The organism is Janthinobacterium sp. BJB301, from assembly GCF_002735685.1.
Taxonomy (GTDB): Bacteria; Pseudomonadota; Gammaproteobacteria; order Burkholderiales; family Burkholderiaceae_D; genus Janthinobacterium; species Janthinobacterium lividum.
In genome coordinates this window covers 236,913-262,253 of record NZ_PDZJ01000006.1, presented here as the reverse complement: position 1 = coordinate 262,253, position 25,341 = coordinate 236,913, and the positions used below count along the sequence as shown (strand labels likewise).

28 protein-coding genes are annotated in these 25,341 nt (G+C 63.0%); 19 read left to right on the top strand and 9 right to left on the bottom strand.

Annotated features, from left to right (window positions below; translation table 11 throughout):
- The first annotated feature begins 204 nt into the window (after nt 1-204).
- The 10 genes from gshA (at nt 205) to CSQ91_RS26660 (ending at nt 10,114) form a co-directional block, all read left to right on the top strand.
- Entirely contained in the window at nt 205-1,503 is a 1,299-nt protein-coding gene (gene gshA / locus CSQ91_RS26705; RefSeq protein ID WP_070254361.1) for a glutamate--cysteine ligase, read from the top strand.
- A 97-nt stretch (nt 1,504-1,600) separates the two neighbouring features.
- Nucleotides 1,601-2,557 (top strand): glutathione synthase, encoded by a 957-nt coding sequence (gshB, locus tag CSQ91_RS26700; RefSeq protein WP_092612705.1) that lies wholly within the window; start codon nt 1,601-1,603, stop codon nt 2,555-2,557.
- 14 nt (nt 2,558-2,571) lie between these two features.
- Complete coding sequence (locus CSQ91_RS26695) at nt 2,572-2,976, top strand: PTS sugar transporter subunit IIA (RefSeq protein WP_035824452.1); 405 nt, start codon at nt 2,572-2,574, stop codon at nt 2,974-2,976.
- Between the two features lie 92 nt (nt 2,977-3,068).
- Nucleotides 3,069-3,338: an HPr family phosphocarrier protein gene (locus tag CSQ91_RS26690; protein ID WP_070254359.1), complete on the top strand. Its 270-nt coding sequence runs from the start codon at nt 3,069-3,071 to the stop codon at nt 3,336-3,338.
- Nucleotides 3,339-3,382: 44 nt separating this feature from the next.
- Nucleotides 3,383-5,125, top strand: a complete 1,743-nt coding sequence (ptsP, locus tag CSQ91_RS26685) for a phosphoenolpyruvate--protein phosphotransferase (protein ID WP_034785303.1) — start codon at nt 3,383-3,385, stop codon at nt 5,123-5,125.
- A 135-nt stretch (nt 5,126-5,260) separates the two neighbouring features.
- Nucleotides 5,261-6,460 carry a homoserine O-succinyltransferase MetX gene (gene metX, locus CSQ91_RS26680; RefSeq protein WP_071653281.1) on the top strand — a complete coding sequence of 400 codons (1,200 nt, stop codon included), beginning with the start codon at nt 5,261-5,263 and terminating at the stop codon, nt 6,458-6,460.
- Nucleotides 6,457-7,068, top strand: coding sequence for a methionine biosynthesis protein MetW (gene metW, locus CSQ91_RS26675; RefSeq protein WP_034784683.1), 612 nt, complete (start codon nt 6,457-6,459; stop codon nt 7,066-7,068). Before metX ends, metW begins: the two co-directional genes overlap by 4 nt.
- A complete protein-coding gene (locus CSQ91_RS26670; RefSeq protein ID WP_070278331.1) occupies nt 7,068-8,327 on the top strand; it encodes an AmpG family muropeptide MFS transporter in 1,260 nt (419 codons plus the stop codon). Before metW ends, CSQ91_RS26670 begins: the two co-directional genes overlap by 1 nt.
- On the top strand, nt 8,308-9,210 hold the full coding sequence (locus tag CSQ91_RS26665) for a M48 family metallopeptidase (protein WP_070278329.1): 903 nt from the start codon (nt 8,308-8,310) through the stop codon (nt 9,208-9,210). The genes CSQ91_RS26670 and CSQ91_RS26665 overlap by 20 nt, the downstream gene beginning before the upstream one ends.
- A 1-nt stretch (nt 9,211) precedes the next feature.
- Nucleotides 9,212-10,114 carry a pseudouridine synthase gene (locus CSQ91_RS26660; RefSeq protein WP_070278327.1) on the top strand — a complete coding sequence of 301 codons (903 nt, stop codon included), beginning with the start codon at nt 9,212-9,214 and terminating at the stop codon, nt 10,112-10,114.
- A 112-nt stretch (nt 10,115-10,226) separates the two neighbouring features.
- On the opposite strand, the gene CSQ91_RS26655 is transcribed toward CSQ91_RS26660, so the two are convergent.
- Entirely contained in the window at nt 10,227-11,003 is a 777-nt protein-coding gene (locus tag CSQ91_RS26655) for an exodeoxyribonuclease III (protein ID WP_034784687.1), read from the bottom strand.
- A 108-nt stretch (nt 11,004-11,111) separates the two neighbouring features.
- On the opposite strand from CSQ91_RS26655, the gene pyrE reads away from it, so the two are divergent.
- The gene (gene pyrE, locus CSQ91_RS26650) at nt 11,112-11,774 is read left to right on the top strand and encodes an orotate phosphoribosyltransferase (RefSeq protein WP_035824465.1); all 663 of its coding nucleotides are present in this window, start codon (nt 11,112-11,114) and stop codon (nt 11,772-11,774) included.
- On the opposite strand, the gene CSQ91_RS26645 is transcribed toward pyrE, so the two are convergent.
- Nucleotides 11,771-12,013, bottom strand: coding sequence for a GNAT family N-acetyltransferase (locus tag CSQ91_RS26645; RefSeq protein WP_180278524.1), 243 nt, complete (start codon nt 12,011-12,013; stop codon nt 11,771-11,773). The two genes, pyrE and CSQ91_RS26645, sit on opposite strands and share 4 nt — an antisense overlap.
- The gene (locus CSQ91_RS26640; protein WP_099390075.1) at nt 12,013-12,756 is read right to left on the bottom strand and encodes a sulfite exporter TauE/SafE family protein; all 744 of its coding nucleotides are present in this window, start codon (nt 12,754-12,756) and stop codon (nt 12,013-12,015) included. Before CSQ91_RS26640 ends, CSQ91_RS26645 begins: the two co-directional genes overlap by 1 nt.
- Nucleotides 12,757-12,881: 125 nt before the next feature.
- Here CSQ91_RS26640 and CSQ91_RS26635 point away from each other — a divergent pair, with 125 nt between their 5' ends.
- The 5 genes from CSQ91_RS26635 to CSQ91_RS26615 all read left to right on the top strand — a co-directional run bounded on the left by CSQ91_RS26635 (nt 12,882) and on the right by CSQ91_RS26615 (nt 15,809).
- Nucleotides 12,882-13,775 carry a LysR substrate-binding domain-containing protein gene (locus CSQ91_RS26635; protein WP_034749390.1) on the top strand — a complete coding sequence of 298 codons (894 nt, stop codon included), beginning with the start codon at nt 12,882-12,884 and terminating at the stop codon, nt 13,773-13,775.
- A gap of 21 nt (nt 13,776-13,796) precedes the next feature.
- A complete protein-coding gene (locus CSQ91_RS26630; RefSeq protein WP_099390074.1) occupies nt 13,797-14,669 on the top strand; it encodes an alpha/beta fold hydrolase in 873 nt (290 codons plus the stop codon).
- Nucleotides 14,670-14,764: 95 nt separating this feature from the next.
- On the top strand, nt 14,765-14,956 hold the full coding sequence (locus CSQ91_RS26625) for a YqaE/Pmp3 family membrane protein (protein WP_034749384.1): 192 nt from the start codon (nt 14,765-14,767) through the stop codon (nt 14,954-14,956).
- A gap of 59 nt (nt 14,957-15,015) precedes the next feature.
- Entirely contained in the window at nt 15,016-15,480 is a 465-nt protein-coding gene (locus tag CSQ91_RS26620) for a carboxypeptidase-like regulatory domain-containing protein (RefSeq protein ID WP_143451101.1), read from the top strand.
- On the top strand, nt 15,480-15,809 hold the full coding sequence (locus tag CSQ91_RS26615) for a hypothetical protein (RefSeq protein ID WP_052140357.1): 330 nt from the start codon (nt 15,480-15,482) through the stop codon (nt 15,807-15,809). Before CSQ91_RS26620 ends, CSQ91_RS26615 begins: the two co-directional genes overlap by 1 nt.
- Nucleotides 15,810-15,815: 6 nt before the next feature.
- Here the strand turns inward: CSQ91_RS26615 and CSQ91_RS26610 are convergent, their stop codons facing one another.
- The 6 genes from CSQ91_RS26610 to gatC all read right to left on the bottom strand — a co-directional run bounded on the left by CSQ91_RS26610 (nt 15,816) and on the right by gatC (nt 22,245).
- Nucleotides 15,816-16,853, bottom strand: coding sequence for an oxidoreductase (locus CSQ91_RS26610; protein ID WP_099390072.1), 1,038 nt, complete (start codon nt 16,851-16,853; stop codon nt 15,816-15,818).
- Nucleotides 16,854-16,948: 95 nt separating this feature from the next.
- Complete coding sequence (locus tag CSQ91_RS26605; protein ID WP_099390071.1) at nt 16,949-18,196, bottom strand: M56 family metallopeptidase; 1,248 nt, start codon at nt 18,194-18,196, stop codon at nt 16,949-16,951.
- Entirely contained in the window at nt 18,193-18,576 is a 384-nt protein-coding gene (locus CSQ91_RS26600) for a BlaI/MecI/CopY family transcriptional regulator (protein WP_099390070.1), read from the bottom strand. Before CSQ91_RS26600 ends, CSQ91_RS26605 begins: the two co-directional genes overlap by 4 nt.
- A 190-nt stretch (nt 18,577-18,766) precedes the next feature.
- Nucleotides 18,767-20,242, bottom strand: coding sequence for an Asp-tRNA(Asn)/Glu-tRNA(Gln) amidotransferase subunit GatB (gene gatB / locus CSQ91_RS26595; protein WP_257217490.1), 1,476 nt, complete (start codon nt 20,240-20,242; stop codon nt 18,767-18,769).
- Between the two features lie 37 nt (nt 20,243-20,279).
- A complete protein-coding gene (gene gatA / locus CSQ91_RS26590) occupies nt 20,280-21,764 on the bottom strand; it encodes an Asp-tRNA(Asn)/Glu-tRNA(Gln) amidotransferase subunit GatA (RefSeq protein WP_099390068.1) in 1,485 nt (494 codons plus the stop codon).
- A 178-nt stretch (nt 21,765-21,942) separates the two neighbouring features.
- Complete coding sequence (gatC, locus tag CSQ91_RS26585) at nt 21,943-22,245, bottom strand: Asp-tRNA(Asn)/Glu-tRNA(Gln) amidotransferase subunit GatC (protein ID WP_034784699.1); 303 nt, start codon at nt 22,243-22,245, stop codon at nt 21,943-21,945.
- Nucleotides 22,246-22,595: 350 nt separating this feature from the next.
- Here gatC and CSQ91_RS26580 point away from each other — a divergent pair, with 350 nt between their 5' ends.
- The 3 genes from CSQ91_RS26580 to mreD all read left to right on the top strand — a co-directional run bounded on the left by CSQ91_RS26580 (nt 22,596) and on the right by mreD (nt 25,331).
- The gene (locus tag CSQ91_RS26580; protein WP_010393186.1) at nt 22,596-23,639 is read left to right on the top strand and encodes a rod shape-determining protein; all 1,044 of its coding nucleotides are present in this window, start codon (nt 22,596-22,598) and stop codon (nt 23,637-23,639) included.
- Between the two features lie 109 nt (nt 23,640-23,748).
- Entirely contained in the window at nt 23,749-24,822 is a 1,074-nt protein-coding gene (mreC, locus tag CSQ91_RS26575) for a rod shape-determining protein MreC (RefSeq protein WP_034784701.1), read from the top strand.
- Complete coding sequence (mreD, locus tag CSQ91_RS26570) at nt 24,819-25,331, top strand: rod shape-determining protein MreD (protein WP_034749354.1); 513 nt, start codon at nt 24,819-24,821, stop codon at nt 25,329-25,331. Before mreC ends, mreD begins: the two co-directional genes overlap by 4 nt.
- Nucleotides 25,332-25,341: the final 10 nt, after the last annotated feature.

The window sequence follows — 25,341 nt, the reverse complement described above, 5'->3', positions numbered from 1 at the left end:
ATAGTCATTATCTGGCATGCCAGCGCCCCGGCGCGGCATGCCCGGCTGGAAAAGGCACCTCATTGAGGTGCCTTTTTTTCGTTGTGGGAATGTAAAAGGTCTTTAAAACAAGGCTTTTGCCCCGATTTGGGGTACTTACACGGTAATATAGTCGGCAGTTCTGTGTGCTTTTTTGAATACTGCACATAATTTAAGGATGTAACTATGGTTCCCCATCTCGTCACGGCCCTGACCGGACCGCTGCTCGACCTCGAAAAAAAGATTCTGGCCGCGACGCCGGCCATTGAGCGCTGGTTTCGCATGGAGTGGCAAGAACACACGCCGCCCTTCTATTGCTCGGTAGACTTGCGTAACGCCGGCTACAAGCTGGCGCCCGTCGATACCAATCTGTTCCCAGGCGGTTTCCATAACCTGGCCACGGAAATGCTGCCCTTGTCCGTGCAGGCGGCCATGGCCGCCATCGACAAGTATTGCCCGGACGCCCGCAACCTGCTGATCGTGCCGGAATTGCACAACACTACGCCGCAGTACCTGCAAAACGTGGCGCGCCTGATGCAGATCTTCCGCCAGACGGGGCTGCACGTGCGTTTCGGCTCCTGGTCGCCCGACATCACCCAGCCGACACCCTTGGCGTTGCCAGATGGCAACATGCTCGTCATCGAGCCGCTCGTGCGTCTGAACAATGGCCGCCGCCTGGGCTTGAAGGATTTCGACCCGTGCACGATTCTGCTGAATAACGACTTGTCGGACGGCATCCCCGATATCTTGCAAAATATTCATGAGCAAAGCCTGCTGCCGCCCTTGCACGCGGGCTGGGCCTTGCGCCGCAAGAGCAACCACTACACGGCTTACGATGAAGTGGTGAAAAAATTCGGCAAGATGATCGATGTCGATCCGTGGATGCTCAACCCCTTCCACGCCAAGTGCAGCGACGTCAACTTCCAGGAAGGCGAAGGCGAAGATGCGCTGGCCGCCAGCGTCGACGTGCTGCTGGCCAAGATCCGCAAGAAATACAAGGAATACGGCATCAAGGAAAAGCCTTTCGTCATCGTCAAGCCCGATGCGGGCACGTATGGCACGGGCATCATGACGGTGCGCGACGCCAGCGAAGTGCGCGACCTGTCGCGCAAGCAGCGTGACAAGATGTCCATCGTCAAGGATGGCAAAGTCGTCACCGACGTGATCATCCAGGAAGGCGTGCCGACCTTTGAAAGCATCAAGGATGCCGTGGCCGAACCGGTCGTCTACATGATCGACCGCTACGTGGTGGGCGGTTTCTACCGCGTACATGCTGAGCGTGGCGTGGACCAGAACCTGAACGCGCCCGGTTCGCAGTACGTGCCGCTGGCATTTGCCCAGCAGCATGCCGTGCCGGACTTGAAGGCCAAGCCGGGCACGGCCGCGCCGAACCGCTTCTATGTGTATGGCGTGGTGGCGCGCCTGGCCTTGCTGGCCGCGTCGCTGGAAATGGAGCGCACGGACCCGAATCCCGAGGTGTATTGATCCACCAATGAGGCTTGCCGGGCGCGGCGACTACCGCGCCTGGCGATCTCGGCTAGAATCAAGCATTCCTTATCCAGGCTCCCCGATTGGACGCACCATGAAAATTGCATTCCTTGCCGACCCGCTGGCAGGCTTCAAGACTTACAAAGATTCCACCTTCGCCATGATGCGCGAGGCCGCCAAACGCGGCCACGCCGTGTACGCCTTCGAACAGAAGGACATGGCGCTGGAAGAGGGCATCGTCACGGCACGGGTACAGCACATCGAGCTGACGGGCGACGAACACGACTGGTACAAGGTGGTCTCCACCGAGGAAGTGCGCCTGTCGGCCCTGGACGCCATCATCGAGCGCAAGGATCCGCCGTTCGACATGGAATACGTGTACGGCACGTATCTGCTGGAGCTGGCGGAAAAGCAGGGCGCTTGCGTCTTCAACAAGCCGTCCGCCATCCGCGACAACAATGAAAAACTGGCCATCGCCCAGTTTTCCGAATTCACTTCGCCGACCCTGGTGACGTCGAACGAAGCGCGCCTGCGCGCCTTTCACGCCAAGCACCAGGACGTCATCTTCAAGCCGCTCGACGGCATGGGCGGCACGGGCATCTTCCGCGTCAAGGCCGATGGCCTGAACCTGGGCGCCATCATCGAGACCCTGAGCGAGAACGGCGCGCAAACCATCATGGCGCAGCGGTTTATTCCCGATATCGACAAGGGCGACAAGCGCATCCTCGTCATCGGCGGCAAGCCGGTGCCATTTTCGCTGGCGCGCATCCCGCAGGCGGGCGAAGTGCGGGGCAACCTGGCCGCCGGCGGCACGGGCGTGGCGCAGCCATTGACGGCGCGCGACCTGGAAATCGCTGAAAAGCTGGGTCCGATCCTGGCCGCGCGCGGCCTGATGCTGGTAGGATTGGACGTGATCGGCGACTATCTGACGGAAGTCAATGTCACCAGCCCGACCTGCTTCCAGGAAATCATGCAGCAGACGGGTTTTGACGTGGCTGCCATGTTTGTCGACGCCGTCGAGCATGGCGTTGCGCAAACACAGCAGCGCTAGAAAGTGGAATGACTATGGTAGGGATTTTGCTCATGACACATGCACCGCTGGGACAGGCATTCATCGCCGCTTGCGCGCATGTGTTTCGCGGGCCAACGGAACGTTTTGAAGCCATCGACGTCGTCGCCGACCAGGACCTGGCGGAAGTGCAGAAGCTGGCGTCGGACGCCATCTGCCGCCTCGATGACGGCTCCGGCGTGCTGGTGATTACCGACGTGAAGGGCGGCACGCCGTCGAACTGCTGCAACAAGCTGGCCGATGCGGGTCGGGTGGAAGTCATCGCCGGCATCAGCCTGCCGATGCTGCTGCGCGCCATCACGTATCGCCGCGACACGCTCGACGTGGTGGTGGAGATGGCGCTGGCCGGTGCGCAAAGCGGCGCCGTGCGCGTCGATAACCGCATCCGCGTGGGCGAATAAGGAAGTACATGGCCGCCGCCCTGAAGGCGGCGGGTTTTATAGGCCAAGATTGTCATCAGCGTAGTGCATTCAGGGATAGAGACCATACAAAAATGATTCAAAAAGAACTCGAAATCATCAACAAGCTGGGATTGCACGCACGCGCTTCCGCCAAATTTACCCAGCTCGCCGCCAAGTTCAAGAGCGACGTCTGGCTGACCCGCAACGCGCGCCGCATCAACGCCAAGTCCATCATGGGCGTGATGATGCTGGCCGCCGGCAAGGGCGCGAAAGTGACCCTGGAAGCCGAGGGCGATGATGAGCTGGCATGTGTCGATGCGCTCACCGCCCTGATTAATGACAGGTTTGGCGAAGGCGAGTAATGCCCGCCGAACGCAGCCGCAGCCGCATTCCGACAGGTCACCCCATGGCATCTTTCACGCTCCACGGCATCCCGGTCTCCCGCGGCATCGCCATTGGCCGCGCGCATCTGCTGGCGCCGGCCGCCCTTGACGTCAAACATTACCTGGTCGCCCAGGAACAGATCGAAGCCGAAGTCCAGCGCCTGCAAAGCGCCATCGCCACCGTCCACAAGGAACTGCAAACCCTGTGGAACGAGCTGCCCAAGGATGCGCCCACGGAACTGGGCGCCTTCATCGACGTGCACGCGCTGATCCTGTCCGATCCGATGATTTCCGAAGCGCCGCTCGACATCATCCGCAAGCGTCACTACAACGCCGAATGGGCGCTGCTCACGCAGATCGATGAATTGTCGGCCCAGTTCGACGAAATCGAAGACCCGTACCTGCGCGAACGCAAGGCCGACATCCAGCAGGTTGCCGAACGCGTCTTGAAAGTCTTGCTGGGCACCGAGCAGCTGTTGCCCAAGGCGGCCGCCGAAGATGAATTGATGGCGCAGATGATCGTCGTCGCGCACGATATCTCGCCAGCCGACATGCTGCAGTTCCGCGACCGTTCCTTCATCGGCTTCATCACCGACGTGGGCGGGCAGAACTCGCACACGGCCATCGTCGCGCGCAGCCTGGATATCCCGGCCGCCGTCGGCATGTCGCAGGCGTCGATGCTGATCGAGCAGGACGACTGGCTGATCATCGACGGCGATGCCGGCGTCGTTATCGCCAACCCCAGCGCCCTGGTGCTGGAACAGTACCGCGAGCGCCAGACGGCCATGCAGCGCGCGCGCAAAAAGCTGGGCAAGCTGAAAAAGACGCCGGCCGTGACCAAATGCGGCACGCCCATCACCCTGCTGGCGAATATCGAGTTGCCCGAGGATTGCCCGTTTGCGCTGGAATCGGGCGCCAGCGGCGTGGGCCTGTTCCGCTCCGAATTCCTGTTCATGGGCCGCGCCCACAAGATTCCCACAGAGGACGAGCAGTTCGAAGCTTACCGCAACACGGTGCAGTCGATGAAGGGACGCGTGGTGACGATCCGCACCTTGGACATCGGCGCCGACAAGCCGCTCGACCAGGCCGACCATACGGCATTGAATCCCGCCCTGGGCTTGCGCGCCATCCGTTACTGCCTGGCCGAGCCGCAACTGTTCCTGACGCAGCTGCGGGCCATTTTGCGCGCCTCCGCCTTTGGCAAGGTGCGCATCCTGATTCCCATGCTGGCGCATGCGTTCGAGATCGACCAGTCGCTGGCCATGATCGCGCAGGCGAAGGCCAGCCTGCGCGAGGAGGGCGTCAAGTTCGACGACGAGGTCGAAGTGGGCGCCATGATCGAGATCCCGGCCGCGGCGCTGGCCCTGCCCATGTTTGTCAAGCGCATGGATTTCCTGTCGATCGGCACGAATGACTTGATCCAGTACACGCTGGCCATCGACCGCGTCGATTATGAGGTGGCGCATTTGTACAACCCGCTGCACCCGGCCGTGCTGCAACTGATCTCCATGACGATCGCCGCCGGCCACAAGGCGGGCATCGACGTGGCCGTCTGTGGTGAAATGGCGGGCGACGTGAAGCTCACGCGCTTGCTGCTGGGCATGGGGCTGCGCGAGTTTTCCATGCATCCGGCGCAACTATTGGCGGTCAAGCAAGAGATCCTCAACAGCGACCTGGGCCTGATTGCGCCACAAATGCGCAAAATTATGCGTTCCATGGAACCAAATGTGATCGCGGAAGCCGTACAACAGTTGCAGCTCATGTAAACTGTCACCCTATCGGCATCGGGACACATCGCGCGCGGCAAGATGTGTCCTGATGCTAAAGTTGCAGCACCTATCATCGCGGTGCTGCATCGACTATGGCCCGTGGGGCCAACCTCCTTTTATAAACCGACACACATGTCATCCATTGGAATCGTTTCGCCGCAAACCATGTATTTTGCGCAACCCTTGCAGCTGCAAAGCGGAGCATCGCTGCAAGACTATATGTTGATGTATGAAACCTACGGCACCCTGAACGCCGACAAATCGAACGCGGTGCTGGTCTGCCACGCCCTGAACGCCTCGCACCACGTGGCCGGCGTCTACGCGGATGAACCGAAAAGCACGGGCTGGTGGGACAATATGGTTGGTCCCGGCAAGCCGCTCGATACCAACAAATTCTTCGTCATCGGCGTCAACAACCTGGGTTCCTGCTTCGGTTCGACGGGCCCCATGCACACCAATCCCGCCACCGGCAAGCCGTATGGCGCCTCCTTCCCCGTCGTGACGGTGGAAGACTGGGTCAGCGCGCAGGCGCGCCTGGCCGATGAACTGGGCGTCAGGCAGTTTGCCGCCGTGATGGGGGGATCCCTGGGCGGCATGCAGGCGCTGGCGTGGAGCATCATGTTCCCCGAGCGCCTGCGCCACTGCGTGGTAATCGCCTCGACGGCCAAGCTGTCGGCGCAGAATATCGCCTTCAATGACGTGGCGCGCCAGGCCATCCTGTCCGATCCCGATTACCATGGCGGCGATTTCTATGCCCATGGCGTGGTGCCGAAGAACGGCTTGCGCGTGGCGCGCATGGTGGGCCACATCACGTATCTGTCGAACGATGACATGGCCGAGAAATTCGGCCGCAAGCTGCGCGACGCGGCGCAGACGGGCGACTACAAATTCGGCTTCGGCATCGACTTCGAGATCGAATCTTATCTGCGCTACCAGGGCGACAAGTTTTCCGAATACTTCGACGCCAACACGTATCTCTTGATCACCAAGGCGCTCGATTATTTCGATCCGGCGCGCGCGCATGGCGGAGACCTGGCCAAGGCCCTGTCGGGCACGAAGGCCAAGTTCTTCCTCGCCTCGTTTTCCACCGACTGGCGCTTTTCGCCCGAGCGCAGCCGGGAGATTGTCGAAGCGCTCGTATGCAACCGCCGCCAGGTCACGTATGCGGAAATCGATGCGCCGCACGGCCACGACGCCTTCCTGCTGGAAGATGCGCGCTACATGAACATGGTGCGCGCCTATTATGGCCAGGTATGGAACGACATCGGGGCGGGCTTGCCCGCTCCTGCACAGCACACCGCCGTCCGCCAGGGCGCGAAGGAGACCGCATGACTTTTGACGAATTGAGCGCGCTGCGCCCCGACCTGGCCTTCATCGCCCACTGGGTGCCGAACAACGCGCATGTGCTGGACGTGGGCTGCGGCGAAGGCGTGATGCTGCAGTATCTGCAAAGCGACAAGGAGTGCAGCGGCTACGGCATCGAGATCGCCGATGACAAGGTGCTGGCCAGTACCGTGCGCGGCGTGAACGTGATCCAGCAAGACATGGAGAAGGGCCTGGCGATCTTTGGCGACAACAGCTTCGATACGGTGCTGTGCCTGTCGTCCTTGCAGATGATGAAGCAGGTCGAGCCGTTGCTGCGCGACATCGTGCGCGTGGGCGCCGAGGCCATCGTCTCGTTCCCCAACTTCGCCTACTGGCCGCACCGCGTGGCGCTGCTCAAAGGCCGCATGCCCGTGTCGAAATCGCTGCCTTACCAGTGGTATGACACGCCCAACGTACGCTGCGCAACCATCAATGACTTCCGCGAACTGGCCGAGGAATGCGGCCTGGAAGTGATCGAATGCGTGGCCCTGGCCGAAGGCAAGATGGTCTCCGTGCTGCCGAACCTGCGCGGCGACCTGGCCGTCTTCCGCCTGCGTAAAAAAGCGGTGCATTGATGACCACAAGCCCGGCGCCAGGCTGGCGTTCCTATGCCAATGGCCGCATGCTGGCCGTGCTGGTGCTGGGCTTCAGTTCCGGCTTGCCCCTGTTCATCCTGCTGTACCTGCTGCAGGCATGGCTGGCCAAGTCGGGCTTGAACGTCAAGGCGCTGGGGCTGTTCGCCCTGGTGCAGTTTCCGTACATCTGGAAATTCCTGTGGGCGCCCCTGATGGACCGCTACCGCATCCTGGGACTGGGACGCCGGCGCGGCTGGATGGCCCTGACGCAGGTGGCACTGTTCTTTTCCATCGGCGGCATGGGCATGCTCGATCCGCTCACGCAGATCGGCCTGATCGCGGCCGCCGCCGGCGGCGTGGCCTTCCTGTCGGCCAGCCAGGATATCGTCATCGACGCCTACCGGCGCGAAATCCTCAGCGATAACGAGCAGGGCCTGGGCGCCGCCGTCATCGTCAACGCGTATAAAGTGGCGGGCATGGTGCCGGGTGCGCTGTCGCTGATCCTGGCCGACCGCATGCCGTGGCAGCCCGTTTTCTGGATCACGGCCGCCTTCATGCTGCCAGGCCTCGTGTGCACCTTGCTGATCAGGGAGCCGACCGTGTATGGCTCGCCGCCGAAGACCATGCGCGAAGCGATCATCTTGCCGTTCCAGGAGTTCATCGCGCGTGATGGTTGGCGTAACGCAATGTGGATCCTCGCCTTCGTATTACTCTACAAAATCGGCGACAGCATGGCCACGGCGCTGGCGACGAAGTTTTATCTCGACCTGGGATTTTCCATGACGCAGATCGGCCTGGCCGCCAATACCACGGGTTTCTGGGCCAGCCTGGCCGGCGGCGTGGTGGGCGGCATCTGGATGCTCAAGCTGGGCATCAACCGGGGCCTGTGGGTGTTTGGCGCGCTGCAGGCCATCGCCATCCTCGGATTCGCCTGGCTGGCGCAGGTGGGGCCGAACACCATGCTATTGAGCGCCGTGATCGGCTTCGAAGCTTTCGCCAGCCTGGGCCTGGGTGCGGCCGCCTTTGTCGCGTTCCTGTCGCGCACCACGGACCCGCGCTACACGGCCACGCAATATGCCTTGTTTTCCAGCCTGAGCGCCGTGCCGCGCACCCTGATCAATGCCTCGGTGGGCTTCCTCGTCGCCGAGCTGGGCTGGTTCTCGTTTTTCATCGTTTGCTTCTTCCTGGCCTTCCCGGCCATGATGATGCTGCCTAAAATCGCTCCATGGAGGTCTGCCAATGGCACCAATATCCCTTAAACGTTACACCGTCCTGGCCAGCCTGTGCGCGGCCACCGCGCTGGCGCCCCTGTCCGTCTCCGCCCAGCAGGCGACAGTACAGGATGGCATCAAGGTGCGTCCCTTGTCGACCTCGCGCATCTTTGCCGGCGGCGCCGATTTCAATGCACAATCGAAGCAGCAATATACGCAGCTGGTCAACGAAGCGAAGGAAAAAAATGCGCTGGTGCCGGACAGCGATCCGCAAGTGAAACGCCTGCGCGCCATCGCCCAGCGCATCATCCCGTTCGCCACGCGCTGGAACGAGGCGGCGGCCAGCTGGAACTGGCAGATCAACCTGCTCAACTCGGACGAGGTCAACGCCTTTTGCATGCCGGGCGGGCAGATCGCCTTTTACAGCGGCATCATCACCAAGCTGAACCTGACCGACGATGAAGTGGCCGTCGTCATGGGCCATGAAATCTCGCACGCCTTGCGCGAACATTCGCAGGCGCAGGCCGGCAAGGGCAACCTGGCCGCCGTCGGCGCCAAGCTGGCCGGCGCCGGCCTGTCGGCCTGGCTCGGCGTCGACCCGAATCTGACCAGTACCGCCACGAATATGGCGGCCAAGGGTGTGATGCTGAAATTCTCGCGCGACGATGAACGCGAAGCGGACCTGATCGGCATGGACCTGGCCGCGCGCGCCGGCTTCGATCCGCGCGCCGGCGTGGTGCTGTGGCAGAAGATGGCGGCCGTGAGCGCGGGCGCGCCGCCGGAATTCCTCTCGACCCACCCGTCGGGCAAGGACCGCATCTCGCAGATGAACAGCCACATGACGCAAGTGCTACCCCTGTACGCGCGCAGCAAGGGTGTCAGCGTGGATGCCTTGCCGCCATACCGCAGCAACGCCATCGCGCAGCGCTAGGATGTCGAACCGCCACACCGCCGCACCCTTGCCCATGCGCGACGGTGTGGCGCCCAGCTACCTGTGGCTGCCGGAAGGGCAGTGGCCCGATATGCTGGCGTTTCTGCTCGAGCGCTATCCGCAGATCAGCGCCGCGCAATGGCGGGACCGCATGGCGCGCGGCGAAGTGGTCAACGGTGACGGCGCCGTGCTGGCGCCCGACAGCGCATACCGGCGCGGCATGCGCATTTTTTACTACCGCGAGCTGGAGCGCGAAACGCCGATCCCGTTCCAGGAAGAGATCCTGTTCCAGGACGAGCATTTGATCGTGGTCGACAAGCCGCACTTCCTGCCCATGACGCCGGCCGGGCGTTTCGTGCAGGAGACCCTGCTGACGCGCCTGAAGAAAAAGCTGGACTGCGCCGAGCTGACGCCGATCCATCGCCTTGACCGCGAGACGGCCGGCGTGGTGATTTTTTCGCGCCAGATCGCCAGCCGCGGCGCGTATCAATCGCTGTTCCAGCGCCGCGAAGTGCGCAAGACGTACGAGGCGCTGGCGCCGCGCCTCGATGGCCGCGATTTTCCATTTGCCTACCGCAGCCGCATGGTCGAAGGCGAGCAGTTTTTCCTCATGCGCGAGGAAGCAGGCGAGCCGAATTCGGAAACCATCATCGACGTGATCGAAGAGCGCGGCGACGTCAACCTGTACCGGCTGCAGCCGCACACGGGGCGCAAGCACCAGCTGCGCGTGCACCTGGCGTCGCTGGGCATCCCCATCGTCAACGATGCGTTTTACCCGGTGGCCCTGCCGTGCAAGGAAGACGACATGTCGCAGCCCTTGCAGCTGCTGGCGCGGGCCATCGAATTTGCCGACCCGTTGACGGGCGAGATGCGCCATTTCGAAAGCCGGCGCGTGCTCGCGTAACCCACGCCACCAAGGACACAGCCAACAATGTTGTCGGATTACGCTCCAGCGGACCTAATCCGACCTACGGCAGATCAGGCGTAAGCCGACACCACCCGCGACGTGTCAAAGATCAGCTCTTGAGCGTGTAATCGATGATCAGCGGCGCATGGTCGGAAAAACGCTCGTCCTTGTAGACGCTGACCGTATGCGCCTGGGCCGCGATGCCGGGCGTGGCGACGTGGTAGTCGATGCGCCAGCCCACGTTTTTCGCGTAGGCTTGTCCGCGGTTGCTCCACCAGGTGTACTGGTCTTCGCGCTTGTCCAGGCCGCGGTGTACGTCGACAAAGCCCACTTCGTCGAAGACGCGCGTCAGCCATGCGCGTTCCTCGGGCAGGAAGCCGGAATTCTTCTTGTTGCCCTTCCAGTTTTTCAGGTCGATTTCATGGTGGGCGATGTTCCAGTCGCCGCAGATGACCACTTCGCGGCCCAGCGCCTTCAATGCCAGCAGGTGCGGCAGGAACAGTTCCATGAAGCGGAACTTGGCTTCCTGGCGTTCCGGGCCGGACGAGCCGGACGGGCAGTACACGGAAATGACGGACAGGTTGCCAAAATCACAGCGCACATAGCGGCCTTCGGCATCGAATTCGGGGCTGCCGAAGCCGATATGCACGGCGTCCGGTTCGACCTTGCTGTACACGCCTGTGCCGGAATAGCCCTTTTTCTCGGCGTAGTGGAAATGGCCATGGTAGCCGTGCGGGTTGAGGAATTCCGGCGTCATGTCGGGCAGTTGCGCCTTCAATTCCTGTACGCAGATGAAATCGGCCGTTTGCGTGCCCATCCAGTTGAAAAAGCCTTTTTTGGCGGCGGAACGGATGCCGTTCAGGTTGGCGGAGATAATTTTTGGCATAGGTCGAGAGTGAAAGGGCGCTGGACGGGGCCGGCGGGCGCGGCATGGCGATTGTCTCGCCGGTGCGCGCGGATTAAAATACAGGCACTTTTAAAAAATGAGGCTAATGTGAATAATTTACGCCAGCAGTTTATCGCGTTTTCAGTATCCAAGGGAGTCTTGCGGTTCGGCGAGTTCACCACCAAGGCCGGACGCCAGTCGCCGTACTTCTTCAATGCGGGCCTGTTCCACGACGGCGCCACCCTGGCCGAGCTGGCGCAGTTCTACGCGCAGACCCTGCTCGACTCGGGCGTCGAATTCGACATGCTGTTCGGCCCCGCCTACAAGGGCATCACCCTGGCATCGGCCACCGCCGTGGCGCTGGCCGGCAAGGGCCGCAACACTTCGTTCGCCTTCAACCGCAAGGAAGCCAAGGACCATGGCGAAGGCGGCACCATCGTCGGCGCCAAGCTGCATGGCAAGGTCGTCATCATTGACGATGTGATCTCGGCCGGCACCTCGGTGCGCGAATCGGTGGACATGATCCGTGCCGCCGGCGCCGAGCCATGCGCCGTGCTGATCGCCCTGGACCGCATGGAGCGTTCCGGCCCGGACGGCCAGCTGTCGCCAAGTTCTGCGGTGCAGGAAGTGTCGAAACAGTACGGCATCCCCGTCATCTCGATCGGCAATCTGGACGACTTGTTCGGCTACCTGAATGGCGCGGGCGCCGATCCGGAACTGCTGAAACATAAAGAGGCTGTTTCCGCCTACCGCACGCGCTACGGTATTTAAGTCGTCTTGTCCAGCAGCGCCCGCAGCCGCGGGTCGCTGCAGGCGGTGGCAGCTTGCGGATGGCATTGCAGTAGCCGCCGCAGCAGCGCGCCGCCGATGCCGCGCCGCCGGAATGGCGGTTTCACGAACAGCATGTTCACCGTCACCCCGTCCCCGCACTTGCTGATGTCGAGCATGGCCACCTGCTGGCCGTCGATCCACGCGCACAGCGCGCTGTCCCCTTGCCAGTCTATCTGCATCACGCCAGCCATGGCTTGAGCGCCGCATGCAAGCCCAGGGCGAACAGCCCGGCAAAAAAACACCGTTTGAATACCTGCTGCGCGATGCGTCCGCGCAGCCATTGACCGGCCAGCATGCCGGCCAGCGCCGGCAGCAGCGCATACGCGGAGGCGCCCGCCGCGCCCAGGCTGAAGTCGCCGTGCAGGGCCAGGCTGGCCGCCAGCGCCACGGTCGATGCCGTAAACGCCAGGCCCAGCGCCTGCACCAGTGCATCGCGCCCCAGCCCCAGTCCCTGCAGATATGGCACGGCGGGGATGACGAACACGCCCGTGGCGGCCGTCACCAGCCCTGTCGCCGCGCCCGCGACGGGCCCCAGCCACGCTTCGTGTCGGGCCGGTACGCGCAACTGCAGCGAGAACAGGCCGGCCAGCGCGTACAGCATTAGCGCCACGCCCAGCGCGACGACGGCCCAGGTCCCGCTGTCGGTCGGCAGCAGGGCGCCACCCGCCAGGGTGCCCGCCATGACGGCCGCCAGCATGGGCCACAAACGGCGCAGCAGGGCGCGCAGGCCGGGACCCACCGCCAGTTGCCAGACGTTCGTCACCATCGATGGCACGATCAGCAGGGCTGCCGCCTGCACGGGCGGCATGACAAGGCTGAGCGTGCCCATGGCTACCGTCGGCAAGCCCAATCCGACTACGCCCTTGACGAAGCCAGCGACGAGGAAGCTGGCGCCGACAGCCAGCAGGAATGACGTCTCCATCTTTTTTATCCAGAGTGATTTTGCGTGGATTCTGCGCTTGCCCGGGGATTTCGCCAAGGTGGATTATTTTGAGTCAGCCTTAGTAAAATACGAAGGCTGATAAGATGGCGAAAAGGAGAGCCGCCATGCGCTTTGATCTGGTCGATTTGCAGCTGTTTGTCAACGTGGTGGAGGCGGGCAGCCTGACGGCGGGCGCCGCGCGCAGCCATCTCGCATTGGCCTCCAGCAGCGCGCGCGTGCGCGGCATGGAAGAGATGCTGGGCATGCCCCTGCTGCTGCGCGGGCGGCGCGGTGTGGAGCCGACGCCCGTGGGCCAGACCTTGCTGCATCATGCGCGCCTGGTGCTGCTGCAAATGGAGAAAATGCGCGGCGAGCTTGGCGAATTTGCGCGCGGCTTGAAAGGGCAGTTGCGGCTGCTGTGCAATACGGCCGCGCTCAGCGAGTTCTTGCCCGAGGCGCTAGGCGCTTTTCTCGACCGCCATCCGAACCTGACCATCGACCTGGAAGAGCGCCTCAGTTACGATATCGTCAAGGCTGTCTCGGAAGGGCTGGCCGACATGGGCATCGTGTCCGACTCGGTCGACATGCGCGGCTTGCAGACGTTCCTGTTCCGCCCCGACCGGCTGGTGGTCATCGCCGCGGCCGACGGCGTGCACCACCGCGCGTTGGGCCAGGATGGCGTCGTCGACTTCGCCAGCGTGCTGGATCACGATTTCATCGGCCTGGCCGATGACAGCGCGATGCAGCAGTACCTGGGCATGCATGCGGCGCGCCTGGGGCGTCCGTTGAAGGTGCGCGTGCGCCTGCGCAGTTTCGATGCCGTCTGCCGCATGGTGGCCAGCGGCGTGGGCATCAGCGTGGTGCCGCTGGCGGCTGCCAGCCGCTGCCAGCAGACGATGGCGCTGCGCTGCCTTGAATTATCCGATCCCTGGTCGGTACGCAATCTGACAATCTGCGTGCGCCAGTTCAGTGAATTACCCCTGTATGCGCGCCAGTTGATCGATCATCTGAAGGCGTGACAGGGCATGACAGGAGCAGCGATGCGTTTTTCAGAAGACAAGATGGCCAGCCTGCTGTGCAGCGACCAGGTCGAGCGGCCAATCCACATCTGGCAGCCGGAGCACATCCCGCCACGTGCAGTGATCCTGGCGATCCACGGCGGCATGGCGCATGCGGGCGATTACGTCACGCCGGCGCTGTATTTCCGCCAGCACGGCTTCGCCACCGTCAGCTTCGACATGGTGGGCCACGATGGCAAGCGCAAGGTCGATATCCCTTCGTTCGATGCCTTCCTCGACGACGCGGAGCTGTTCCTCGCCTGGGTCAAGCAGGCGTATCCGGGCTTGCCCGTATTCGTCATGGGCCATTCCATGGGCGGCCTGATCGCCACGCACCTGGGGCTGCGGCGCTTCGCGGGCGACCCGGCGATCAAAGGCTTCATCATCTCATCGCCGTATTACGTGAATGCGATTCCCGTGCCGAAGGTGCTGCAGATGCTATCGGGCTGGCTGGCGCAGCGCTTCCCCATGATGAAGGTGCCGCTAGGAAATTTGACCATGCTGCTGACGCACGATCAAACCATCACCGCGCGCCATTTCCAGGACGAGCGCGACGGCATACGCGCCAGTGCGGCGTCGGTGCGCTTTGCCCATGCGCTGACGTCGGCGCAAAAGGAATTGGCGGGTGGCTTGTCGGACTGGCGCTTCCCCCTGTTCGCCGTGGTGGCGGGCGACGACAAGCTGGCCAACAGCCGCGCCACGGAGAGCATGCTGCGCAGCGTGCCCGATGGCTTGCTCGACTATCACTACTATCCGGCCAATTATCACGAGAATTTCAATGAAGTGAACCGCGACGTGATCTTCGCGGCCATCCTGGCGTGGATGGAGAAACTGCTGGCACCCGTAGCGCCGTGAGGCGCCAGTATCGTTATAATCGGTTCAACTGAATTCACCGCCGGCGCATGCCGGCCCGGTCCCCGCGGTACAGGGGAATACTCAAGGAACGAACGATGCGCTTGCTGATTGCCCTGTTACTCCCGTGGCTGACCTTTTTCACGATCGGCCGTCCGATCGCCGGCATCATTTGCCTGATCCTGCAAATCACCTTGATCGGCTGGCTGCCAGCGACGATCTGGGCCGTATATGCGCTGAGCCAGTACAAGACGGACCAAAAGATCGCCGAGGCCATGCGCCGGCGCTAACCTAAGACTGGCCTAAGCTGCGCTTCCTATCTTGATTCAACCGACATGAGGAGAGTGAGATGGCACCAGACAGACGCGGTACCTTGAACCTGGCGGCGGTAATGCTGGCCGCCGGGCTGTTGCTGGGAAGTGCGGCGCAGGCCCAAACCGACAGCGCACTGCCGCCCGTGCAGAAAAGCGGGGCGGTGGAATACCTGAGCGGCGGCATCGGCCTCGATGAATCGACGGCCATCAAGGGCGCCAGCCGGCATTGGCCCTTGAGTCTCGTGTTTTCCGTGCAAGCGGCGGGCAAGGCGGAATTTGCCTCCGACGTGAAGCTGGAAGTACGCGACGCCAAGGGCGCGCCGGTGCTGGAAACGACGGCCAGCGGACCGTTCCTGCTGGCGAAACTGCCGCCGGGAAGCTACAGCCTGCGCGCCACGCTGGCCGGCAAGACACTGGAACGCAAGGTGCAGGTCAAGGCGGGATCGTCCGCGCGCGTGGAGCTGGTCTGGCCGGCGGGAACGAACCAGGGCCGGCCTTGATGCCGGGCGACGGCAAGGCGCCCGAGCGGGGTGTGCCGGCGCGCGGTTTGTCTGCCCATATCCTGCCCACGTCGGCGACGATGGTCGGCGTGTGCATGACGGTGCTGTCGATCGGGCACCTGGCACCGCGCGGCGAGGTACGCGTGGCCATCGACAAGCTGCTGGCCATCGATGCCATCGTCTTTCTCGTCAGCGCCGTGCTCTCGTTCATGTCGCTGCGCCCCGGCCAGTCGCGCTTGCGCCACGAATGGTGGGGCGAACTGCTGTTCCTTTGCGGCCTGGCCCTGCTGGCGCTGGGCGCCGTGGTGCTGGCCTTCGTTATCAACTGACGTCGATCAACTGACTGCGAGCACGCGCCCTTCGGCCGCGCTTTGCAGCGCCAGTTCGATCAGGCGTATCGTCGCTGCCGCATCTTCGGCTGCCACGGGCGCCGGTGCGCCGTGCCGGATGGCGTCGGCCATGCCCTGGTAAAAGTCCTGGTAGCGGCCCGCCTGCATCTCGAGGTGTTCGAAATGGCCGTCCGGCTGCGTGCCCAGGTGCAGCGCGCCGCGCACGGGGTCCACGCCCCAGCCGGGCTGTCCCGGCCTGCCGCCCGCCTTCAGGGCATCTTCCTGCGGATCGAGGCCAAACTTCACGAAACTGCCCTTGTCGCCATGCACGGCGAAACGCGCCGTCGGCGCCTTCACCAGGCAGCCCGCCTGCAGCACCACGCGCAGCCGGTCGTAGTACAGGACGATGTGCATGTAGTCGACGGCTTGCGCGCCATCGCGCTGCAGGACGATATCGGCGTACAGCTTTTCCGGCTGGCCGAACAGCTGCATGGCCTGGTCCAGCATGTGCGGGCCCAGGTCGTACAGCAAACCGCCGCCCGGCGCGCCGGACTCGCGCCAGCGCTGGCGGATCTCGGGGCGGAAACGGTCGAAATGCGATTCGACGCTGGCGATACGCCCCAGGGTGCCCTGTGCCAGCAGCGCTTTCAGGGTCAGGAAGTCGCCATCCCAGCGGCGGTTGTGATATACGCTGAGCACCAGCTTGCGCTCTTTTGCCAGCGCGATCAGGCTCTGTGCTTCGGTGCTGGAAATGGTGAATGGCTTGTCGACCACCACGTGCTTGCCCGCTTGCAGGGCCGCCTGCGCCAGGCTGAAATGCGCTTCGTTGGGCGCGGCGATGACGACCAGTTCGATGGACGGATCGGCAAACAGCTGTGCCGCTTCCGCATACACGGTCGCGTGCGGCCAATCCTTGTGTACGAGCTCCGGCTTGCTGGAAGCGACGGCCGTCAGTTCCAGGGCCTCGATGGTGGACAGGACGGGAGCGTGGAAGGTGGAGCCGGCAAAGCCGTAGCCCACCAGGCCGGTTTTGATCTTGTTCATGGCGTGTTCACAGGTGCGTGGAAGAATCCATGATCATACCCGCAAGCGGGTGGCGGCAGCGCTGCTGCGATGTTGCAACGCCGCCGCCGCTGCTTTTAGTTCAGGCTCCAGACGTATTGCACCTTGACGCTGGCGCTGACCGGCTTGCCGCCAGCGAGGGCCGGCTTGAACGTGCACTTGGCGATGCCGCTGCGCGCCGCCTCGTCGAGGGCCGGATGGCCGCTGCTTTTGACCACGCTCGATCCCGTTACCTTGCCGCTGGCATTCACGTCGAAGGACATGTTGACCGTGCCCTCTTCCTTCGCCTGCAGCGATGCGGCTGGCCAGACCGGCTTGCCGCAGACGCCAAAGTCGATGACGGGGCGGCGTTCCAGCACGGGTGCGCTGTCGGCGGCCATGGCCTGGCCGTAGATGCCGAGGCAGGCGCCGGCCAGGGCCAGCAGCGGCACGGCCGCTTTCCAGTTCAGGGTTTGTGGTGCGGGGCGCAGCAATCGTTTGATACGTGACATAAGATCTCCTCCGTTGGCCGCCTGGGCCAGGTGGTGGGTTGAGAACTGGAGGCGTTCCAGTTCCGAGAGTGCAAGAGCCAGACGCCGCGGTTCGCCCAGTTGTCTTGCTGCGAAATCATCTGCAATGTGTTCGCGTTCGAGGCGCACGCCGCGTGAAATCCACCAGACGGCCGGGTGGAAGAACAGCAGCGCCTCGATGGCGTTTTGCAGCAGGTTGATCAGATAGTCGTGGCGCCGGATGTGCGCCAGTTCGTGCGCCAGCAGCGCGTCGAGCAGGTGCGGCGGCATGCCGGTGACCAGCGAAGCGGGCACCAGCACCATGGGGCGCCAGATGCCGGCCGTGAGCGGGCTGGCGATGCCGTTTAGCACGCGCAGCCGCACGGGCCGCGTCACGCCGGCATCCTGGGCCATGCGCGACAGCCTTGTCTGCAGTTGTCCATGCGTGGCGCCGGTGTTCCTGGCGCTGCGCTCTATCCACAGCATGCCCATCGCCATGCGCACGGCCAGCACGGCGGCGCACAGCGCCCACACGCCGACGATGGCGCGCAGCAGCAGGTCCAGGTCGGGCAGGCTGTCGGGCGCCAGCAGGGCGGTCGGCAGCAAGGCGCTGGAGTACCGGGCGCCGGTGACATCGCCGCCGGCCAGGCGCAGACACAAGCCCGCCGTCGGCCATGCCAGGCAGGCCAGCAGGGCGCCGCAACCGACGGCGTAGCGCGCCTCCGCACGCGCATTGCGCAGGGCCGCCCACGCCAGCGCCGTGGCGCAGCCGATCAGCAAGCCTTGCCACAGGAAGTGCAGCAGGGTCCAGCCTAGCGCCGGCACGAAGCCGTTCATGACTGATCGTCCTTGAGCATTTTTTCGATTTCCTCGCGTTCGGCGCGCGACACGCCCGTGCGCAGCGCCGCCAGCACCAGTGCCTTGGCCGAACCGGCAAAGGCTTTCTGCATCAATTCCTTGAGCAGATTCGTCTGCAGGCTGTCCTGCGCTTGGGCCGGCGCATACACGTGCGAACGCTGGCTTGCGTCGCGGATCAGCAAGCCCTTGCCGTGCATGATCTGCATCAGGCGCAGCACGGTGCCATACGTGATGGCAGGCTTGGCCAGCGCCATCGCCTCGTGCACCTGCTTGGCCGTGGCGGCGCCCAGCGGCCACAGTGCCTGCAGCAGATCGAGTTCGGCTGCCGTCGGTTTCGGGATGTCGTGCGTCTTGGTCATGCTGTTTTCCTCTTGCCTGAAATTCAATATGGCTAGATTAAACCTTGTAGACAAAAATGTATACTTTAATTTGAGGCGGTCTGCAAATGCCCTTGAAGGAAGAGGAAAAGTCTAGACAATACTGTTTATAAACGATGCGTACAGGCGAAAAAAAAGACGCCGCAGCGTCTTTTTTGGGGATGGGGGAGAGTTAGCCCGCCAGCTTGGCCTTCAGCAGTTCCGTCAGCTGGGCCGGGTTGGCCTTGCCCTTGGATGCTTTCATGGCCTGGCCGATCAGCGCGTTGATGGCCGCTTCCTTGCCGGCGCGGTATTGCTCCACCGACTTGGCGTTGGCCGCCAGTACTTCATCGACGATGGCTTCCAGGGCGCCCGAATCCGAGATCTGCTTCAGACCCTTGGCGTCGATGATGGCGTCGACCAGATGCTCGTCGCTGGACTTTGCTTCCCACATGCCGGCGAAGACTTCCTTTGCCGCCTTGTTCGAGATCGTGCCGTCGGCGATGCGCTTGAGCATGGCGGCCAGCTGCGCGGCGGAGACGGGCGCGTCATCCAGGTCCACGCCTTCGCGGTTCAGGGTCGACGACACGTCGCCCATCAGCCAGTTGGCGGCGGCCTTGGCGTTTTCCTTGCCGGCCTTGTCGACCACGGCGACGAAATAGGTGGCCATGGTTTTCGATTGCGTCAGCACCAGCGCATCGTAGTCCGGCAGCGCGTATTCGCTGATGAAACGGGCGCGCATGGCGGCCGGCAGTTCCGGCATCGATGCCTTGACGGTGTCGATCCACGCTTGCGAGATGACCAGCGGCGGCAAGTCCGGGTCCGGGAAGTAGCGGTAATCCTGCGCGTCTTCCTTGCTGCGCATTTCGCGCGTTTCCTTGCGGTCCGGATCGTACAAACGCGTCGCCTGCACAACCTTGCCGCCTTCTTCGATCAGTTCGATCTGGCGGCGCACTTCCACGTGCACGGCTTCTTCGATGAAGCGGAAGGAGTTCAGGTTCTTGATTTCGCAGCGGGTGCCGAATTCCTTCTGGCCGACGGGGCGCACGGAAACGTTGACGTCGCAGCGGAACGAGCCTTCCTGCATGTTGCCGTCGCACACGCCCAACCACATGACCAGCGAGTGCAGCGCCTTGGCGTAGGCCACGGCTTCGGCGGCGCTGCGGATTTCCGGTTCCGAGACGATTTCCAGCAGCGGCGTGCCGGCGCGGTTCAAGTCGATGCCGCTCATGCCTGCGTAATCTTCGTGCAGCGATTTGCCGGCGTCTTCTTCCAGGTGGGCGCGCGTCAGGTTGACCGTCTTGGTGACGAATTCGCCATCCTTTTCATAGCCGAAGGTCAGGGCGCCGCCGATGACGACGGGGTCTTCGAATTGGCTGATCTGGTAGCCCTTCGGCGAATCCGGATAAAAATAGTTCTTGCGCGCGAAGACCGAGTGCGGCGCGACGGTGGCGCCGACGGCCAGGCCGAAGCGGATCGCGCGGTCGACGGCCTGCTTGTTCATCACGGGCAGCACGCCTGGCAGCGCCAGGTCGACTGGGCTCGCTTGCGTGTTGGCTTCGGCGCCGTACTTGATCGGCGAACCGCTGAAAATTTTGGATTCGGTCGTGAGCTGCACGTGGTTCTCAAGACCGATGACGACTTCCCATTGCATAGTGTTCTCGCTTATTTTTTGGTGGCGCCGCCTGGGCGGCGCGAATTTTTTCTTAAATGCCTGCAGGGCTGCGCGTATGCCAGTCCGTCACTTGCTGGAACTGGTGAGCGATGTTCAGCAGCCTGGCTTCGCCGAAGTAATTGCCGATGATTTGCAGTCCGACGGGGCGCTTGCTGTTTTTCTCGCCGTCGCCAAAGCCGCATGGAATCGACATGCCGGGCAGGCCGGCCAGGCTGGTCGACAGGGTGTAGATGTCGGCCAGGTAGTTCGCCACCGGGTCATCCGTCTTGTCGCCCAGGTCCCAGGCGACGGTCGGCGCGACCGGTCCCATGATGACGTCGCAGACGGCGTTCGGGCCATTCAGCACGGCGTCGAAATCCTGCGCGATCAGGCGACGGATCTTTTGCGCCTTCAGGTAGTAGGCGTCGTAGTAGCCGTGGCACAGCACATAGGTTCCGACCATGATGCGGCGCTGTACTTCCGGGCCGAAGCCCTGCGCGCGCGACTTCTTGTACATGTCCTGCAAGTCCTTGTACTCGGTGGCGCGGTGGCCATAGCGCACGCCGTCGTAGCGCGACAGGTTCGACGACGCTTCGGCCGGCGCGATCATGTAGTAGGCGGGAATCGACAGGGCCGTGTTCGGCAACGAGATATCGACCAGGGTGGCGCCCAGCTTTTCATACTGCGCCAGCGCGCCGCGCACGGCCGCTTCCACGTCCTTGGCCAAGCCTTCGCCAAAGTATTCGCGCGGCACGCCGATGCGCAAGCCCGTGAGGGGCTGGTCAAGATCGCGCGAAAAATCTTCCGCCACGCCACCCTGTTCCGGCGACAGGCTGGTCGAGTCGCGTTCGTCGAAGCCGGCCATGGCGCTCAAGAGCAGGGCGCAGTCTTCGGCCGAGCGGGCCATCGGGCCGCCCTGGTCCAGCGACGAGGCAAAGGCGATCATGCCGAAGCGCGAGACGCGGCCATACGTCGGCTTGATGCCGGTGATGCCGCAAAAAGCGGCAGGCTGGCGGATCGAGCCGCCCGTGTCGGTGCCGGTGGCCGCTGGCGTCAGGCCAGCCGCGACGGCGGCGGCCGAGCCGCCGGACGAGCCGCCTGGTACGGCATTCTTGTCCCACGGATTCCGCACGGCGCCGAAGGCCGAGTTCTCGTTGCCGGAGCCCATGGCAAATTCATCGCAATTGACCTTGCCCAGAGTGACCATGCCGGCCGCGCGGAATTTCTCCACCACGGTGGCGTCAAACGGGCTGGCGTAGTCGGCCAGCATTTTCGAGCCGGCCGTCGTGCGCCAGCCTTTGGTGACGAACAAGTCCTTGTGCGCGATCGGCACGCCCGTCAATGGCGTGGCCGTGCCGGCGGCGATGCGTGCGTCCGCCTCGGCAGCCTGCGCCAGGGTCAGGGCACGGTCGACGTGCAAAAAGGCGTTCGAGTTGTCTGCTTCGATGCGGTCGAGGAAATGCGTCGCCAGCGCAACGGCGGAAATCTCCTTGTTCTGCAAGAGCGTGGACAGCTGTTTGATGGATTTTGTATGCATGGCGTTTCTATTTTTATCTATTCGGCAAGGTTGGGATTCGTGCACTGCGCCGTTCTAGCGCCTGACAGAAGCGTAGCGAGCGGAAGTGAGTTGTGGCCGAGAAGCGGAGCTGTGCTTTAGCACAGTGAGCATCGCAGGCCGCAAATCGCGACGCGCAGTAGCTTATGTCAGGTGCCAGTTACTCGATGACCTTGGGCACGAGATACAGGCCATCCTGTACCTTCGGCGCCACGGCCTGGTAGGCATCGCGGCGGTTCTGTTCCGTGGCGATGTCCTCGCGCAGACGCAGGGCGATATTGTCCATATGGGCGGCCAGCGGGTGGCTCAGGGGCGCCACGCCATCGGTATTGACGGCTTGCATTTGTTCTGCCAGTGCAAAAATCTTGTTCAATTGGGCCAAAGACGTGACGGCCTGGTCGTCGGCCATTTCAAGTTGGGCCAGGTGGGCGATGCGTTTTACGTCGGAGAGTGTCAGGGACATGGCGAATGGCGCGGAGTGCCGCGCATTAGTATTAAGTTGGCGTTTTGATAAAACGCGGGTATTTACTGCTATTTTGCTCACAAAAATCGAGGAATGCCGCGTAACTCGCGGCTGCAAGAGTCGCACTTTTCCATGGTTTTTGAGCAAATCGCATTCAAATTATAAGGTAGAATGGCGGGTTAATGCGTTGCCGGCGCTGATGGACTGCTGCCGCAGCATAGAAAAGATTGCGCAAGCGCCAAGCGAAACCCGGAAAAATCGCCTTTTGGATTTTCAGGGTGCCTGAAAGCGCCCGCTTTGAAACTCCCCATAAACAGCTTTTGCGCAGCTCGATGCGCTACAGGACACTCATGTTTGGTTTTTTACGCAGGTATATCTCCACCGATCTGGCCATTGACTTGGGCACGGCCAACACCCTTATTTATGTACGCGGCCTCGGTATCGTCCTGGACGAGCCATCCGTTGTCGCCATCCGCCAGGAAGGCGGTCCGAATGGCAAGAAGACCATTCAGGCAGTCGGCAAGGAAGCCAAGCAGATGCTGGGCAAAGTGCCGGGCAATATCGAAGCGATTCGTCCGATGAAAGATGGCGTGATCGCCGACTTCACCGTGACCGAGCAGATGCTCAAGCAATTCATCCGCATGGTGCACGACTCGAAATTCTTCCGTCCATCGCCGCGCATCATCATTTGCGTGCCGTGCGGTTCGACCCAGGTTGAGCGCCGCGCGATCCGCGAATCGGCCCTGGGCGCCGGCGCCTCGCAGGTGTACCTGATCGAAGAACCGATGGCTGCGGCCATCGGCGCGGGCTTGCCCGTGTCCGAAGCGACCGGCTCGATGGTGGTCGACATCGGCGGCGGCACCACCGAAGTGGGCATCATTTCGCTGGGCGGCATGGTCTACAAGGGTTCCGTGCGCGTCGGCGGCGACAAATTCGATGAAGCCATCGTCAACTATATCCGCCGCAACTACGGCATGCTGATCGGCGAACAGACGGCTGAAGCCATCAAGAAGGCCATCGGTTCGGCCTTCCCTGGCTCGGAAGTGAAGGAAATGGAAGTCAAGGGCCGCAACCTGTCCGAAGGCATCCCGCGTTCGTTCACCATCTCCAGCAACGAAATCCTCGAAGCGCTGACCGACCCGCTGAACAACATCGTCTCGGCCGTGAAAAACGCGCTGGAACAGACGCCGCCGGAACTGGGCGCCGACATCGCCGAAAAAGGCATGATGCTGACGGGCGGCGGCGCACTGCTGCGCGACCTGGACCGCCTGCTGATGGAGGAAACCGGCCTGCCGGTGCTGGTGGCCGAGGATCCGCTCACCTGCGTGGTGCGCGGTTCCGGGATGGCCCTGGAACGTATGGACAAGCTCGGCTCGATCTTTTCCTACGAATAATCTGACAGAAGGGCCGGAAACCAACTCCGGCCTTTTTTTGGTTTTGGCGCCGGCGTTTGACCGGGGCCTGCACGTTGGCGCACTGCGCCTGGCCTGATTATTGGAAGTCATGGAATACAGTCCTCCGCCACTTTTCAAACAAGGCGCCTCCGCCCGCGTCAAGATGATGGTGTTCGCCGGCATTTCAATCGCCCTGTTGCTGGTCGATTCGCGCATGCACGCGCTGACGGCCGTGCGCCAGGCCGTCGGCACCGTGCTGTATCCGGTGCAGATGGCAGCCCTGGTGCCGCGCGACGTGGCGGTTGGTGTCGGCAACTATTTTTCTTCGCTGTCCGCCCTGGAAAAACAGGTGCGCGACCTGAAACACGAACAGATCGCCTCGGCGCAGATCCTGCAGCAGGCGCAGCTCAACATCGTTGAAAACAACCACCTGCGCAAGTTGATGGAAGCGCGCGAGCGCGTGCCTGTCAAGACCATGATGGCCGAAGTGCTGTACGACACGCGCGATTCGGCCACGCGCAAGATCGTGCTCGACCGGGGCATCCAGCATGGCGTGGAACTGGGCCGCCCCGTGATCGACAACCTGGGCGTGGTGGGACAAGTCACGCGCGTGTTCCCGTTCACCTCCGAAGTGACGCTCCTGACCGATGAAGAGCAGGCCATTCCCGTGCAGCTGTTGCGCAATGGTGTGCGCAGCGTGGCCATCGGGCGCGGCAAGTCCGGCACCATGGAGCTGCGCTTCACTGCCCCCAGCGCCGACATCCAGATCGGCGACATCGTCATTACCTCGGGCCTCGACGGCCTGTATCCGGCCGGCCTGGCCGTGGCGCGCGTGACCCTGGTCGAGCGCAATGCGCATGGCCCGTTCGGCCGCGTCGTCTGCCAGCCGCTGGCCGGCATTGAACGCAACACCCAGCTGCTCATCTTGATGACGTCGCCGGAAATTCCGCCGCGTCCGCCCGCTGAAGAAGTCAAGACGGGGCGCAAGATCGCCGGCAAGATGGCGCCGATCAAGGATCCCGCCAAGGAGCCTGCCGCTGCGGCACCAGCGGCCGCCAATGCGGCGACCGCGCCGGCCGCGAAACCGCCTGCCAGCCCGGCGCCGAAACCGGCGGCGCCTGCCGCAACACCAGCAGCAACGCCAACACCTGCCGCCGTGCCACCGAAGGAAGCGACACGATGAACCGCCCGCATTACATCCTGCTGCCGGTCAGCCCCCTGTTCATCGGGTTTTCCCTGCTGTGCGCTTTCCTGCTGAACCTGCTTCCATGGGGGCAGTTCGTCGGCGTGCCCGATTTCGTCGCCCTGGTGCTGGTCTTCTGGGGCATCCACCAGCCGCGCAAGGTCGGTATCGGCGTGGCGTTTTTCATGGGCCTGATGATGGACGTGCACGACTCGACCCTGCTGGGCGAGAATGCGCTGGCCTATACCTTGCTGTCGTACTTCGCCATCATGATGCACCGCCGCGTGCTGTGGTTCCCCATCATGACGCAGGCGCTGCACGTGCTGCCGCTGCTGCTGCTGACGCAGGCGCTGCAATTGCTGACGCGTCTGATCGTCTCGGGCCGCTTCCCCGGCTGGCTCAATTTCATCGAGAGCTTCGTCGCCGTCGCCCTGTGGCCCATCGTCACGTGGATCTTGCTGGCACCGCAGCGCCGCGCCGTGGACCGCGACCATAACCGGCCGATTTGACGGGCGCCTG